Origin of the sequence: Allobosea sp. (assembly GCF_048595345.1) — a bacterium.
Classification (GTDB): Bacteria; Pseudomonadota; Alphaproteobacteria; order Rhizobiales; family Beijerinckiaceae; genus Allobosea.
Map to the genome: position 1 here is coordinate 1 of NZ_JBMDWH010000211.1, position 15,004 is coordinate 15,004.

Below are 15,004 nucleotides of genomic sequence, written 5' to 3' on the forward strand. Positions count from 1 at the left end.
GTCGAACGTCGCGGGATTGGCGCCGAGGCGCGTCGAGAGATCGAAATGCCGGCCCTCGGCGAAGAGGTAGATGTCGTCATCGGGCAGCAGAATGCCGAAGGCGTAGGGGTCCGCCGTTTCGACGATCGCATCGGGCCACGAGACCCGCAGCCGATAGGGCTCGCCCTCAGGCGCCGCGGCCTCGAAGACGCCGTTGCCGTTTGAGATCATCGGCACGACGCGGCGGTTCTCGCCCTCGCCGGTGACCAGCTCGACATAAGGAGCGCCCGGCAGAAAGGCGCGCACGAAGGCGCCGCCCTCATAGCCATGTCGGCCGAGGACCGAGAAGGGGTCCGGGTGGCGGGCCTCCTCCAGCATCAGCAGATCGTTGGGGGCGAGGGTGGGCAAGGCTGGCAGGGTCTGGCGCATCGTCGGTCTGTTTCGGACTTTCTGAAACGACTCCACCGGAGATGCGGAATCAGCCATGATGCAACGCAGCAGATCGTGTTGGCGTTCCGCCCGCAAGCGATCCTGCGACGATGATGTTCGGCTGGTTTCGCATGCCTGTTCGCGCGGAACCAAGCTTCCAGGTTTCCGTTGACCCAGGGGCGTGAGCCCGAGAGCCGAGCTGGAGATAGCCGCGATGAGCCGAGAGCAGATCGTCCGCGACACCGCCTATGCGATCTGGGAGGCGGAAGGAAAGCCACAGGGGCGCGATGCCGAGCATTGGCGCCTTGCCGAGGAGCGCGTTGCCGCCAGTCTGACGGGTTCGGACGGCAAAGCCAAAGCGCCTGCCAAGGCGAAAGCCAAAGACGCTGCCCCCAAGGCGAAGGATGCCGCAGCGACGCGCGCTGCCGCTGGCGGGGCGGGCAAGAAGGCCACGGCGAAGAGCGTCGAAGTTAAGCCGGCAAAGGCGCCCAGCAAGACATCCGCCAAGGGCAAGGTCTGACGCAGGTTCTCGCGAGCGGTCTGACGACCGCTCCATCGGCATCGAGCGGCGGGGCAGCTATGTACAGGCGTGCCGAGCACTGCCCGTATCCGCGTTTTCCCGAAATGCTCCGATCACTTGAAACCCAGCATCGGTCGAAAAGCGATTTGAGCCGGTGATGGATTCTGGTCGCCGCGGTTTCGCTGCGTGGCCAGTATCGTTCAGCGAGACGCCGAGCCGCCTCGCGTGAGGCGGCCTCAGGCCATCGCCCTCGCGTAAACATCCGCATAGCGGAAGGTCGGCTTGCGCCAATCGAAGCGCTTGGCCATCGCGTGTTCGCGCATCTGCAGGAAGGCACGCTTCGACTTGAACGCTTCCAGCGCGCGCTTGACCGCATCGGCCAGCCCGGCCCCGGTCAGCGAGGAGAACAGGAAGCCCGAGAGCCCATCCTCGATCGTGTCGACCAAGCCCCCGGTGCGGTAGGCGATCGGCAGGGCGCCGGAGCGCTGGGCATACATCTGGCTCAGCCCGCAAGGCTCGAAGCGCGAGGGCATCAACAGGAAGTCGCTCGCGGCAAAGAGGCGGCGCGCCTCGTTGTCGTCGAAGCCGATGCGGGCGGCGACGGCGTGGGGGTAGCGGCGCGCGAGCTTCTCCACCGCATCCTCGATGCGCGGCTCGCCGCGGCCGGTGACGACGAGCTGGCCGCCCTGGGCGACGATGGTCTCGGCCGCTTCCAGCGAGAGGTCGATGCCCTTCTGGTGGACGAGCCGCGAGACGATCGAGAAAAGCGGCCCGCGCGATTCCGGCAGCTCGAAGCTCTGGCGGATCGCAGCGGCGTTGCGGCGCTTCCATTGCCGCACGATCTGCTCGGAGGTCTTGCCGCCTTCGACCAGTGCGTTCCAGCTGTCGTCGATGCCGTTGACGATGCCGGTCAGCCGGCCTTCCTCCATGCGGGTCTTCAGCAGGCCCTCTAAGCCACAGCCATGCTCGGGCGTGGTGATCTCATGGGCATAGGTCTCGCTGACGGTCGTGACGTGCGAGCCATAGAAGATCCCGCTCTTCAGGAACGAGACCTTGCCGTGGAATTCGGCGCCGTTGACGTGGAAGGCGAGGTCCGGAATGCCGAGGGTGCCCATCCGCTGCGGCTGGTAGAGGCCCTGGTAAGCGAGGTTGTGGATGGTGAGGATCGAGGGCGTCGCCAGCCCCTTCCAGCGCATATAGCCGGCGGCCAGGGCCGAGGGCCAGTCGTTGAGATGGAGGACGTCGGGCTTCCAGTTCGGGTCGGCCTCTCCGGCCGCGATCTCGGCCGCCGCCAGCGAAAGCCGGGCGAAGCGGATGTCGTTATCGGCGAAATCCCCGCCGGCGAAGGGGCCGTAGGGCGAGCCTTCGCGATCATAGAGTTCGTCGCAGAGCACGGCATAGATCGTCAGCCCGTCCGCCGTGGCGAAGCGCCCGAGCGACCAGGCCGGCAGGCCGGCGGTGCGCGGCATCTGCCGCACGATCTCCATGGCGGGGCTGGCCTTGCGCACCGGCCGGTAGCCCGGCAGGAGCACGCGCACATCGCAGAAATTGCGCAGCTGGCGGGGCAGGGCGGTCGAGACCTCGCCCAGGCCGCCGGCCTTGATGAAATCCCCCATCTCGGAGGTGACGAAGAGCAGCTTCGTGGTGGCCGGGATCGGCGAGGGGCGGTCGTACGGATCGTCCTTGACGGCGGGGGCGTAGGTCAAAGCATGGCCCGACGTCGACGAGACGCGCTCGGCCTCCGCCAGCTTAAGAACCTCCGCCATCGCCATGCCCTCGCCAGCCGCCACGCGATCAACGTCGCCGCAGTGCATCGGTTCCATGCTGCGGCGCAAAATATTTCATGCAAGTTAAGTGCCTTCCCGGAACGAACCCCAGCGGATCACGTTGCAGCCTTCGCGGCAAGCATGACGACCGGTGGTGACGAGGGTTCTGCATTTCTGCGGCCCCGCCACAGGCGATCCGAGAGGCGAGAATGGCTGACGAACAGGGCAAGCGGATCGAAGTGCAGCCGGGCCATTGCGCCGAGCTGGGGGCAGTTCATGATGGGGAAGGCACCAATTTCGCGCTGTTCTCGGCGCATGCCGAGCGGGTCGAGCTGTGCCTGTTCGACGAAAGCGGCACGACCGAGACGGCACGGATCACCCTGCCGGAATATACCGACGAGATCTTTCATGGCTATCTACCGGGGGTGAAACCGGGCCAGCGCTATGGCTATCGCGTCCATGGCCGCTTCGCTCCCGAGGAGGGCCATCGCTTCAACCCCAACAAGCTGCTGCTCGACCCTTATGCCCGCGAATTCGCCGGGCAGCTCCAGTGGAACGAGGCTCATTACGGTTATGACGTCAATGCGGAGGGCGACAAGGATCTGAGCTTCAGCGAGATCGACAGCGCCCCCTTCACGCCCAAATGCGTGGTGGTCGACTGGAAGGCCGACGCGCAGATGCCATCCAAGCCGGGCGTGCCGTGGGACCGGACGATCTTCTACGAGACCCATGTGCGCGGCTTCACCAAGCTGCATCCCAAGGTGCCGGAAGGCAAGCGCGGCACCTTCGACGGCATGAGCGAGCCGGCCATCATCGACTACATCAAGAGCCTCGGCGTCACCTCGGTCGAGCTCTTGCCGGTCCACGCCTATCTCGACGACCATTATCTCGAGGCCAAGAACCTCACCAATTACTGGGGTTACAACACCATCGGCTTTTTTGCGCCGATGCAGCGCTATTGCGGCCAGGCGGGGCTCTCCTCCTTCCGCGACATGGTGCGGCGGTTCCATGATGCCGGGCTCGAGGTGATCCTCGACGTGGTCTACAACCACACTGCTGAAGGCAACGAGATGGGGCCGACGCTCTCCTTCAAGGGCATCGACAACTTCTCCTATTACCGGACCATGCCCGACGAGGCGCGCTTCTACATTAACGACACCGGCACCGGGAACACCGTCAATCTCAGCCATCCGCGCGTGTTGCAGATGGTGATGGATTCGCTCCGCTACTGGACCGAAGTGATGGAGGTCGACGGATTCCGCTTCGATCTCGGCACCATCCTCGGGCGCGAGCCGCATGGCTTCGACCAGCGCGGCGGCTTCTTCGACGCGATGGGGCAGGACCCGGTGCTGCGCAAGGTCAAGCTCGTTGGCGAGCCCTGGGATATCGGGCCTGGCGGCTATCAGGTGGGCGGCTTCCCGCCCGGCTGGGCCGAGTGGAACGATAAATATCGCGACACGGTGCGCGGCTACTGGAAGGGCGAGGAGGGGATGATCCGCGACCTTGCCGCGCGCATCACGGGCTCCGGCGACATCTACGATCTGCGCGGCCGCCGACCCTGGGCGGGCGTCAACTTCCTCACCGCCCATGACGGCTTCACGCTGAACGATCTCGTTTCCTACAACGAGAAGCACAACGAAGAGAACGGCGAGGACAACAAGGACGGCCACGGCCACAATCTGTCCTTCAACTACGGCGCCGAAGGGCCGACCGAGGACGAAGGCATCATCGCCGTGCGCGAGCGCCAGAAGCGCAACATGCTGGCGACGCTGCTGCTCTCGCATGGCACGCCGATGCTGCTGGCCGGCGATGAGCACGGCCATTCCAACCGCGGCAACAACAACGTCTATTGCCAGGACAACGAGATCGCCTGGATGCGCTGGGACGAGATCGGCGAGCGCGACAAGGCGCTGGTCGGCTTCGTGCAGCGGGTGACGCAGTTGCGGGCCGAGCATCCGATCTTCCGCCGCGCCTCCTTCCGCGACGGCTGCATCCTGCGCTGGGTGAACCCGGCGGGCGGCGACCAGCAGGAGGAACATTGGGACGACGAGGGCGTGCGCGCCATCGGCCTGCTGATGCATATGCCGGATGTGGAAGAGGGCGGCGACGAGGCGCTGATCCTGTTCAACGCCTTCGACGGCGACGTCGTCTTCAAGATCCCGCCGCGGGTGAAGACCGGCTCCTGGTCGGTGGTGCTCGACACCGAGACGGGTCCCGGCTCGGATGAAGGCCGCAAGGGGCTGAAGGCGGATCAGGAGATCACGCTCTCGCCGCGTTCGCTGATCGTGCTGATGTAAGGCGCGTTGATATCCGGGGCTTCGCACCCTGTCATTCCGGTTTAATGCCTTCGGCACGCTTCGGAATGACAGGGGAGGCCCTTAGCTCTTGAGCCAGAGCCCAACGCTCCGAGCCGGTAACTCGCCGTCCCCTGCACCCTCCGACAGGATCAGCGGTTCCCAGCTCCCGTCCGGCAACAGCAGCGGGACCGCCTCCCGCCCGCGATTGATGGCGATCAGCAGGGTCTCCTCCTCGCCATTCAGCAGCAGACAAAAAGCGTCGAGCCCGGCCCAGTCCTCGTCTCGGACCGAGCTTCCATCGGGTTTCAACCAGCGCGCATCGGGCGGATCGCCCGCGCCGGTCAGGAAGCGGTCGGCGGCAAGGAGAGGATGGTCCCGCCGCAGTGTCGCCAGTACCGCGACGAAGCCCATGAGACCCTCATCCGCCTCCTCCCAGTCGAGCCAAAAGGCAGCGTTGTCCTGGGCATAGGCGTTGTTGTTGCCATGTTGAGTCCGGCCGAATTCGTCGCCGGCGGTGAGCATCGGAATCCCGCGCGAGAGGAAGAGGGTGGCCAGCAGGGCGCGGATATCGCGGGCTCGCGCCGCGAGGATGGCCGGCTCGTCGCTTGGGCCCTCGGCCCCGCCGTTCCAGCTGTGGTTGTCGCTGTCGCCGTCGCGATTGCCCTCGCCATTGGCCTCGTTGTGCTTGGCCGCATAGGCGGTGAGATCGGCGAGCGGAAAGCCGTCATGGGCGGCGATGAAATTGATGCTGGCGCAGGGACCGCGATGGGAGGCGGAAAAAAGGTCGGAGGAGCCTGAAAGCCGCGTCGCCAGCGCGCCTGCCATGCCCGCATCGCCGCGCCAGAAGCGGCGGACATCGTCGCGATAGCGCCCGTTCCACTCGGCGAAGGGGGCGGGAAAGCGGCCGAGCTGATAGCCACCCGGGCCGATGTCCCAGGGCTCGGCGATCAGGATCGTTCGCGAGAGGTCGGGGTCCTGCAGGATCGCCGCCAGCAGGGGGGCGTCCGGGGTATAGCCCTGCTCCGTGCGGCCCATCACCGTGCCGAGATCGAAGCGGAAGCCGGCGACGCCGAGGCCTCTCAGATGCCGAAGCGCATCCATCGCCATGCGCACCACCGGGCCGCGATCAAGCGCCAGCGTGTGCCCGCACCCGGTGTCGTTGATCAGCCGGCCGGGATCGTCGGCCGCATGGCGATAATAGACGGCGTTGTCGAGCCCGCGCAGGCAGATCGTCGCTCCGAACTCGTCGCTCTCGGCGGTGTGGTTGAAGACGATGTCGAGGAGCACCCCGATGCCGGCCTGCGCATAGGCTGCGCAGAGCGCGGCGAGATCGGCCGCGCCGCCCGGAGCCAGACGCGGGTCGAGCGCGAAGAAATTGATCGGGTTGTAACCCCAGGCATTGGCGAGACCGAGCGGCGGCAGATGGCGCTCGTCCATCCACGCGGCGACGGGCATCAGCTCGACATGGCTGACGCCGAGGCGCTTAAGATGCGCGAGAATGGCGGGCTCAGTCAGCGCAGCCAGCGTTCCCCGCAGCCGCTCGGGCACAGCCGGGTGGCGCATCGTGAAGGATTTGACCGCGAGCTCGTAAATGAAGCTGGGTCTGGCGCAGCTCCAGCCCTCATCCTCATGAGCCGGGACAGCGGCGTCTCGAAGGATGGTTGCGGCAGCTCCCGAGCCTGCTGGTCCCTCCTGCGAGACGCGCCCAGGGCGCTCCTCAGGATGAGGGCTCGGACGGGCACCGCCGGCCTCCACCACGCAGCGCGGCACCAGGTCAGCCGTATCCTCGCCGCGCTGCGCGAGGCGCCGATCCCAGCGAAACGGCCGGTCCACCCGCGTTGCACAGGGGTCGATCAGCAGCTTGGTCGGATCGAAGCGGTGGCCGCGCTCCGGCTGCCACGGACCTTCGACGCGCAGGCCGTAGCGCAGCTCCGCGTCGGCACCGGGCAGAAAGCCGTGATGGATGTCGCCGCTGCGGCAGGGCAGCGGCAGGCGAGCCGTCTCATGCTCGCCGGATTCGTCGAAGAGACAGACCGAAACCCGCTCGCCATGGCGCGAGAAGACGGCGAAGGCGACGCCATCCTTCGTCACGCTCGTGCCCATCGTCGCCGGCAACGGGCAGGGCAGCATCGTCGGCACGGTCATTGCGTCTGCGGGGCTCCGCTCTCTTGGGGAGCCCCGAAACGATGGGGCGGCGCCGCCCGTTCCCTCACCCCTGCACCGGGGGGGTCAGCGGCACGTTCCAGATCCGCTCGGCATATTCGCGGATGGCGCGGTCCGCGCTGAACCAGGCGCAATGAGCCGTGTTGGTGACCGACATCTTCCACCAGGTCGCGGGGTCGGCCCAAAGCCCGTCCACCTTCCTCTGCGCCAGCCGATAGCTCTCGAAATCGTTGAGCACCATGAACCAGTCATTGGCCTTGAGGCCGTTGACGAGGCCGAGATAACGGTCGCGCTCGCCCGGCGAATAGGCGCCGCCCGCCACTGCATCGAGCACGCCTTCCAGATGCGGCGTGTCGCGGATGATGTCGGCGCTGGGGCGCGGATTGCGCTTGGCGGCCTCGACCTGTTCGGCGGTCATGCCGAAGATGACGATGTTCTCCTCGCCGACGCGCTCGCCGATCTCGATATTGGCGCCGTCGAGCGTGCCGATGGTGACCGCGCCGTTGAGCGCGAACTTCATGTTGCCGGTGCCGGAGGCTTCCATGCCGGCCGTCGAGATCTGCTCGGAGAGATCCGCAGCCGGGATGATGATCTCGGCGAGACTGACATTGTAGTTCGGCAGGAAGACCACCTTCAGCCGGTCGCGGGTGGTGATGTCGTTGTTCACCACCGCCGCGACGTCGTTGATCAGATTGATTATCGCCTTGGCCGTGGCGTAGTTGGAGGCCGCCTTGCCGGCGAAGATCTTCACGCGCGGCGCCCAGTCGCGATAGGGCTCGGAGCGAATGGCGTCGTAGAGCGCGATCGTCTCGAGGATGTTGAGCAGCTGGCGCTTGTATTCGTGGATGCGCTTGATCTGCACGTCGAACAGCGCGTCCGGATCGACGGTGACGCCGCAATCCTGCCGTATCAGCCGGGCGAGCTTCTCCTTGTTGCCGCGCCGGATGGCGCGCAGCCGGTCATGCATGGCGCCGTCGGCCGCATGGGCGCCGAGCTTGCGGATCTGGCCGATATCGTCGAGCACCGCCTCGCCGCAGCTTTCCTTCAGCAGGGAGGTCAGGCCCGGATTGGCGCTGAACAGCCAGCGGCGCTGGGTGATGCCGTTGGTGACGTTGGTGATGCGCTCGGGGAAGACGCGATGGAGCGGGGCGAACACCGTCTCTTTCATCAGGTTGGAATGCAGCGCCGAGACGCCGTTGACCTTGTGCGAGCCGACGAAAGCGAGATGGGCCATGCGCACGCGCCGCCCATGGCTCTCGTCGATGAGCGACAGCGCGGCGAGATCGGCCTGCGGCTGGTCGCGGCGCACCCCGTCGAGGAAGCGGGCGTTGATGCCGAAGATGATCTGCATATGGCGCGGCAGCAGCCGCTCCATCAGCGCGACCGGCCAGGTCTCCAGCGCTTCCGGCAGCAGGGTGTGGTTGGTGTAGGAGATCGTCGCATTGGTGATCTCCCAGGCCGCTTCCCATTCCAGCTTGTGCTGGTCGATCAGCAGCCGCATCAGCTCGGCGACGGCGAGCGAGGGATGGGTATCGTTGAGCTGGATCGAGACCTTGTCGGCCAGGTTCTCCAGCTTGCCGTATTGGCGGAAATGGCGCCGCACCAGATCCTGCAGCGAGGCGGAGGTGAAGAAGAACTCCTGCCGCAGGCGCAGCTCCTGCCCGGCAGGAGTCGAGTCGTTGGGATAGAGCACCTTGGAGATCGCCTCGGCGCGGTTGCGCTCTGCGACGGCGCCGATGAGGTCGCCCTGGTTGAAGGCGTCCAGCGAGAGCGGGTGCATGGCGCGGGCGCGCCAAAGGCGCAACGTCGTCGCCTCGGTGCCGCGCCAGCCGACGATCGGCGTGTCGTAGGCGACTGCGAAGATGGTCTCCTCCGGCGCCCAGAACACCTCGCCGGGCGTCGCCGTGCCGGTGACCGACCCGCCGAAGCCGATGCGATAGGAGGATTCGCGCCGCTCGAACTCCCAGGGATTGCGGAAGGAGAGCCAGTCCTCGGGCACCTCGATCTGCTTGCCGCCGTCGATGCGCTGCTTGAACAGGCCGTGGTCGTAGCGGATGCCATAGCCCAGCGCCGGAACGCCGGTTGAGGCCATCGCCTCCATATAGCAGGCCGCCAGCCGGCCGAGACCGCCATTGCCCAGGGCGGCGTCGGGCTCGATCGTCTCGATCTTGTCGAGGTCGACGCCGAGCTCGCGCATCGCCTGCGCCATCGGGCCGGTGAGGCCGAGATTGTTCAGCGTATCGGCCAGCGAGCGGCCGATCAGGAACTCCAGCGACAGATAATAGACGCGCTTGCGCCCGGTCGCGTAACTCTCCTTCGTCGAGCCGTGCCAGACATCGACGACATGGTCTCGCGCCGTCAGGATGCCGGCGGTCAGCCAGTCATGGGGCTGCGCGACCGAGGGGTTCTTTCCCAGCGAATAGGTGAGCTTCCTGAGGATCTCGGCCTTCAGGCGCTCGACCTGATCGTCGGGCTCGAAATGCACGGGTTTGGGCTGGCTGCTGGCGACGGCGCTGTCGGACAAAGAGGCATTCCCTGCTGTTGCGACCCGCCGGGACTGTCAGGTGATCCGGCGCTCAAGTCCAGATCAAAATGCCGCAGTGCGGCATCGATGAGGCCGAGCATTTGCCCAAATCCGCGCCCTCCGGCGCTCAACTGCGGATTTCGTCGCGCGCTCGCTCGCCGAGTTCGCGGGCGCCGTTCACCGAGGAATCGGTCAGACGCACGATGCTGTTCCAGGCGTCGCGCGTATAGGCGCCCTGATGGGCGATGGCGTCGTAGCCGATGGCCAGGACGAGGATGACGAGAAGCAGGCGAAACATGGCGCATTCCCTTTGGTGAAGGCGCCGGAGCAACGCGGCATCCGAAGCGCGGGTTCCGCGGGCTGGCCAATGGCAATCGAATGCGCTAAAGAACAAATAGCGAACGGATATCGGATCGGCGGGGGACAGCCGGAGACGGAGCATGGCCCAACTGAGCGTGATGGAGAAACTGGAAATCCTCAGCGACGCCGCGAAATATGATGCGTCCTGTGCCTCCAGCGCGACGACGAAGCGCGATTCGCGAGGGGGGAAGGGGCTCGGATCGACGACGGGCGCCGGCATCTGCCATTCCTATGCGCCGGATGGGCGTTGCATCTCGCTGCTGAAGATTCTGCTGACCAATTTCTGCAGCTTCGACTGCGTGTTCTGCATCAATCGCTCGTCGAGCAATGTCCGCCGCGCCCGCTTCACGGTGGAGGAGGTCGTCGCGCTGACGCTGAATTTCTATCGTCGCAATTATATCGAGGGGTTGTTTCTGTCCTCCGGCATCATCCGCTCGGCCGACTACACCATGGCGGAGCTGGTCAGGGTCGCGAAGACATTGCGCAGCGAGCATCAGTTCCGCGGCTACATCCACCTCAAGCTCATCCCTGGCGCCAGCCGCGAATTGATCGACGAGGCGGGGCTTTATGCCGATCGCGTTTCGATCAATGTCGAGCTGCCGAGCGAGGCGGCGCTGGCGCAGTTCGCCCCCGAGAAGCAGCCGGTCGAGATCCGCAGCGCCATGGGCGGGCTCAAGCTCAAGATCGAGGAGGCGAAGGAGGAGCGCAGCAAGACGAAGAAGGCGCCGGCCTTCTCGCCGGCCGGCCAGAGCACGCAGATGATCGTGGGGGCCGACGGCGCCAGCGATGCCGCGATCATGAAGCGCAGCGCTCTGCTCTATGGCAGCTTCGGCCTGAAGCGGGTCTATTATTCGGCCTTCAGCCCGATCCCGGACGCTTCGAAGCAGCTGCCGTTGCTGGCGCCGCCGCTGATGCGCGAGCATCGGCTCTATCAGGCCGATTGGCTGACGCGGTTTTACGGCTTCGAGGTCGAGGAGATCTTCGGGCCGGGCGAGATGCTGGATCTGGAGATCGACCCCAAACTCGCCTGGGCGCTGCGCCATCGCGGCCGTTTCCCGGTCGATGTCAACCGGGCCGATCGCGAGAGCCTGCTCCGGGTGCCGGGACTCGGCACGAAGAGCGTCGACCGCATTCTAGCCTCGCGACGGTTCCGTCAGCTGCGGCTGGAGGATGTCGGGCGATTGACGCGGTCGATCGCCACGATCCGGCATTTCATCGCGGCGGCGGATTGGCGGCCGGGCGCCTCGCTCGACAGCGCGGGGCTGAAGGCGCGGCTGACGCCGCAGCCGCAGCAGCTGGTGCTGTTCTGATGATCGCGGCGCGGCTCGCCGGACCTGCGGATTTCGCCGGCTGGCGTCGGGAGGCGCGGCGGCTCGCGCTCGCCGGCATCCCTCCGGAGGCCGTCGCCTGGCTGGTCGGCGAGGCAGAGCAGGGCGGGCTCTTTGGGCCGGCGCTGGAGGAGACGGCTGCGCTCGTGGCGGAAGGGCGCGCCGAGTTGACCGTGCCGCGCCGCTTTCTGGAATTGGCGCAGACGGTGATCTGCCATCGCGATCCCGAGCGCCTGGGCCTGCTCTACCGGTTGCTGCTGCGGCTGCAGGCCGAGCCCGGGCTGCTCGAGGTGGCCGTCGATGGCGATGTCGCGCGGGCGGAGGCGATGGCGAAGTCGGTTCGGCGCGACATTCACAAGATGACCGCCTTCGTCCGCTTTCGGGCGGTCGAGGGTGCGGGCGAGAACGGGCCGTTCATCGCCTGGTTCGAGCCGGAGCATTTCATTCTGGAGCGGGCGGCGTCTTTCTTCACCGGGCGGTTCAGAGTGATGCAATGGTCGATCCTCACGCCGCAGGGATCTCTGCATTGGGATGGCGCCGCCCTGCAGGTCGGGCCTGCGGCGACCAAGGCCGATGCGCCGGACGATGACGCGATGGAGGCCTATTGGCGGACCTATTACGCCGGCATATTCAACCCGGCGCGGCTCAAGATCAAAGCGATGAAGGCGGAGATGCCGGTGAAATACTGGCGGAACCTGCCCGAGGCCGAATTGATTGCTCCCCTGATCGCGGGCGCCGCCCGCCGCGCCGAGGAGATGGTGATGAAGGCGCCCACGCTTCCGCCCGAGCGGCATCTGCGACAGGCCTCGCGACAGGCGCAGGCCGGGGGGCAGGAAGAGGCCGCCGCATTGGGCAGCTGGGAGGCCGCTGCCAAAGCCGCGCGCGGCTGCACCCGCTGCGAGTTGCATTGCAACGCGACGCAGACCGTTTTCGGCGAAGGGCCGCTCGATGCGCCGGTGGTCTTCGTCGGCGAGCAGCCGGGCGATCAGGAGGATCTGGCGGGCAAGCCTTTCGTGGGGCCGGCCGGCCAGATGTTCGATCGGGCGCTGTCCGAGGCGGGGCTAGACCGGAACCGCGCCTATGTCACCAATGCGGTGAAGCACTTCAAATTCCAGCTGCGCGGCAAGCGCCGCATCCATGAGAAGCCGAATGTCGGGGAGATCAAGGCCTGCAAGTTCTGGCTCGATCTCGAACTGGGCTTTGTCAAGCCGGCGCTGGTGGTCTCGCTCGGCGCCTCGGCCCTGCGCTCGCTCACGGGGCATGCCGGCGCGTTGGCGCAGGCGCGCGAGGCCGATCTGAAGCTGGAGGACGGCACGCCGCTGCTGGCGACGGTCCATCCCTCCTTCCTTCTCCGGCTGCCGGACGAGGAGGCCAAGCGCCGCGAATATGCCCGCTTCGTTGCGGATCTGAAGCGGGTTGGCGGCAGGGCGCCGGCGCTGAAGCTGGGGCAGGCGGCTTGAAAAGGTCTCTCCGGCCTTCCCACCGAGCGCGACTCGTCCCGGGCGACCGAAGGGAGACCCGGGACCCATGCGGGAACGCTGACGATGAAGGTTCAGGCAGGGGTCCCGGACCGGTGCGGCTGACGCCGCTTGCCCGGGACGACGGCGCGGTTCTTCGGGGCATCGGATGAGGGCTTCAAAGCAGCTTATGGCGAAGGCGTAACCTCGCCTTCACCCCGCCATCAGCTCCTTCAGCCGCAGCAGCGAAATCTTCTCCACCTGCGCCAGAGCGGCCTCGAACTCCTGCTCGGTGTCGTTTTTCAGCCGCGTCTCGAAGGCGGCGAGGATGTCGGCCTTGGTCTCGCCCTTCACCGCCATGATGAAGGGGATGCCGAAGCGGGTCTTGTAGGCGTCGTTCAGGCTGGTGAAGCGGGCGCGCTCCTCCGTCGTCAGGCGGTCGAGCCCGGCGGAGGCCTGCTCGCCGATCGATTCCTCGGTCATCTCCCCGGCGGCTGCGAGCTTGCCGGCGAGGTCGGGGTGGCCGCGCAGCAGGTCGGTCAGGCGCTCCCGGTCTGCGACGCGCATCACCGCGACCATCGCGGCATGGAGCGCTTCGGGCTGGTCATGGGCGCCTGTGATACCGGCATCGAAAGTCGCCTCGGCGATCCAGGGCGCGTTTTCCCAGATGCGGCCGAACACCTCGACGAAGAGCGCCTTGGGCACGGCGGAAGGGCGATAGCCGCCGGCCGGCGGATGATGGCGAACCCAGTGGCGGGCGATGTCGAGCCGCGTCGCGACCCAGGCCTCGTCGTGGCTCTTCACGTAGTCGAGGAAGCGGGCGAGCGCCGCAGCCCGGCCCGGACGGCCGACGAGGCGGCAATGCAGCCCGACCGACATCATCTTCGGCGCCGTCTCGCCCTCGGCATAGAGCGTGTCGAAGCTGTCCTTCAGATAGGCGAAGAACTGGTCGCCGCTGTTGAAGCCTTGCGGCGTGGCGAAGCGCATGTCGTTGGCGTCGAGCGTGTAGGGCACGGCCAGTTGCGGCCCCTTGGGGCCGGCGAGCCAATAGGGCAGTTCATCGGCATAGACATCCGCCGTGTAGAGGAAGCCGCCTTCCTCCATGGTCAGCGGGATGGTGTTTTCCGAGGTGCGGCCCTGATAGCAGCCGAGAGGGCGGGCGCCGGTGAGCTCGCTCTGGATGCGGATGGCTTCGAGGATGTCGGCGCGCTCGCGCTCCCTGGGCACGTCGCGATAGTCGATCCATTTCAGGCCATGGGTGGCGATCTCCCAGCCCGCCTCCTGCATGGACTCGGCGATCTCCGGATAGCGCGCCAGCGCGCTCGCCACCGCGAAGACGGTGACCGGCATCTGCCGCTCGGTGAACATCCGCCACAGCCGCCAATAGCCGGCCCGGGAGCCGTATTCGTAGATCGACTCCATGTTCATGTGGCGCTGGCCGGGCCAGGGCGCCGCGCCGACGATCTCGGAAAGGAAGGCTTCCGAGGCCGCGTCGCCATGCAGGATGTTGTTCTCGCCGCCCTCCTCGTAATTGATCACGAACTGCACGGCGATGCGCGCGCCGCCCGGCCAATGCGGATGCGGCGGGGTGCGGCCATAGCCCTTCATGTCGCGGGGATAGGCGGTCTGGGTCATCGGGCGGGCTCGCAAAGTGATTCAGGTGATCACCCTAAGCCGCTGTCGCGACTTGTGAAGTGTCTCGCCTGACGCAAAGTTCACCACTCCGGGAAGACGGCGCGGTTGTCGTGGCCGCCCGTCAGCTCCCCCGATAGGTCGTATAGCCATAGGGCGAGACGTTGAGCGGCACATGCCAGTGGCGCGCGGTGTCTGCGAGGCCGAAGCGCACCGTCACCACCTCCAGGAAGGCAGGGTCGGGTAAGGGCACGCCGCGGCTGCGGAAATAGGGCCCGATGGCGAAGTCGATCTCGTAGATTCCGGGCACGGTCGCCTCAGGCGTCAGGAGAGGGGCGTCGGTGCGGCCATCGGCATTGCTGAATGTTTCGACCAGGATTTCGGCGGTGCCCTGCGTCAGACGCCGCAAGGTGATCGCCACCCCGGCCGCCGGCACGCCGCCATGGGTGTCGAGGATATGCGTCGTCAGCCCTGCCATGGTCACCCTTTCGTTGCCGCGAGAAGGCCAGCAACTTGCATGCCGGCGCAGGCCAACCGTACTTTGCGGAT

General features: G+C 66.5%; 11 protein-coding genes. 4 read left to right on the forward strand and 7 right to left on the reverse strand.

Annotated elements, in window-relative coordinates; all coding sequences use genetic code 11:
- Positions 1-408, reverse strand: a 408-nt coding sequence (locus tag ACOJTB_RS17925; RefSeq protein WP_420103885.1) for a GlgB N-terminal domain-containing protein, incomplete at its 3' end; no start/stop codon positions are given.
- A 214-nt stretch (positions 409-622) separates the two neighbouring features.
- Here ACOJTB_RS17925 and ACOJTB_RS17930 point away from each other — a divergent pair.
- Positions 623-928: a DUF2934 domain-containing protein gene (locus ACOJTB_RS17930; RefSeq protein ID WP_420103886.1), complete on the forward strand. Its 306-nt coding sequence runs from the start codon at positions 623-625 to the stop codon at positions 926-928.
- 236 nt (positions 929-1,164) lie between these two features.
- On the opposite strand, the gene glgA is transcribed toward ACOJTB_RS17930, so the two are convergent.
- Positions 1,165-2,694: a glycogen synthase GlgA gene (gene glgA, locus ACOJTB_RS17935; protein ID WP_420103887.1), complete on the reverse strand. Its 1,530-nt coding sequence runs from the start codon at positions 2,692-2,694 to the stop codon at positions 1,165-1,167.
- 209 nt (positions 2,695-2,903) lie between these two features.
- On the opposite strand from glgA, the gene glgX (ACOJTB_RS17940) reads away from it, so the two are divergent.
- A complete protein-coding gene (gene glgX / locus ACOJTB_RS17940; protein ID WP_420103888.1) occupies positions 2,904-4,991 on the forward strand; it encodes a glycogen debranching protein GlgX in 2,088 nt (695 codons plus the stop codon).
- A gap of 81 nt (positions 4,992-5,072) precedes the next feature.
- On the opposite strand, the gene glgX (ACOJTB_RS17945) is transcribed toward glgX (ACOJTB_RS17940), so the two are convergent.
- The 3 genes from glgX (ACOJTB_RS17945) to ACOJTB_RS17955 form a co-directional block, all read right to left on the reverse strand.
- Positions 5,073-7,136 (reverse strand): glycogen debranching protein GlgX, encoded by a 2,064-nt coding sequence (gene glgX, locus ACOJTB_RS17945; RefSeq protein WP_420103889.1) that lies wholly within the window; start codon positions 7,134-7,136, stop codon positions 5,073-5,075.
- 64 nt (positions 7,137-7,200) lie between these two features.
- A complete protein-coding gene (locus ACOJTB_RS17950; RefSeq protein ID WP_465248414.1) occupies positions 7,201-9,639 on the reverse strand; it encodes a glycogen/starch/alpha-glucan phosphorylase in 2,439 nt (812 codons plus the stop codon).
- A gap of 166 nt (positions 9,640-9,805) precedes the next feature.
- Positions 9,806-9,976, reverse strand: coding sequence for a hypothetical protein (locus ACOJTB_RS17955; RefSeq protein WP_420103891.1), 171 nt, complete (start codon positions 9,974-9,976; stop codon positions 9,806-9,808).
- Between the two features lie 142 nt (positions 9,977-10,118).
- Here ACOJTB_RS17955 and ACOJTB_RS17960 point away from each other — a divergent pair, with 142 nt between their 5' ends.
- Both ACOJTB_RS17960 and ACOJTB_RS17965 read left to right on the forward strand, forming a co-directional pair.
- Complete coding sequence (locus tag ACOJTB_RS17960; RefSeq protein WP_420103892.1) at positions 10,119-11,348, forward strand: putative DNA modification/repair radical SAM protein; 1,230 nt, start codon at positions 10,119-10,121, stop codon at positions 11,346-11,348.
- A complete protein-coding gene (locus ACOJTB_RS17965) occupies positions 11,348-12,826 on the forward strand; it encodes a UdgX family uracil-DNA binding protein (protein ID WP_420103893.1) in 1,479 nt (492 codons plus the stop codon). The genes ACOJTB_RS17960 and ACOJTB_RS17965 overlap by 1 nt, the downstream gene beginning before the upstream one ends.
- 210 nt (positions 12,827-13,036) lie before the next feature.
- Here the strand turns inward: ACOJTB_RS17965 and puuE are convergent, their stop codons facing one another.
- The gene (gene puuE, locus ACOJTB_RS17970) at positions 13,037-14,458 is read right to left on the reverse strand and encodes an allantoinase PuuE (RefSeq protein ID WP_420103894.1); all 1,422 of its coding nucleotides are present in this window, start codon (positions 14,456-14,458) and stop codon (positions 13,037-13,039) included.
- Between the two features lie 121 nt (positions 14,459-14,579).
- Positions 14,580-14,939, reverse strand: coding sequence for a hydroxyisourate hydrolase (gene uraH, locus ACOJTB_RS17975; protein ID WP_420103895.1), 360 nt, complete (start codon positions 14,937-14,939; stop codon positions 14,580-14,582).
- Between the last annotated feature and the right edge of the window lie 65 nt (positions 14,940-15,004).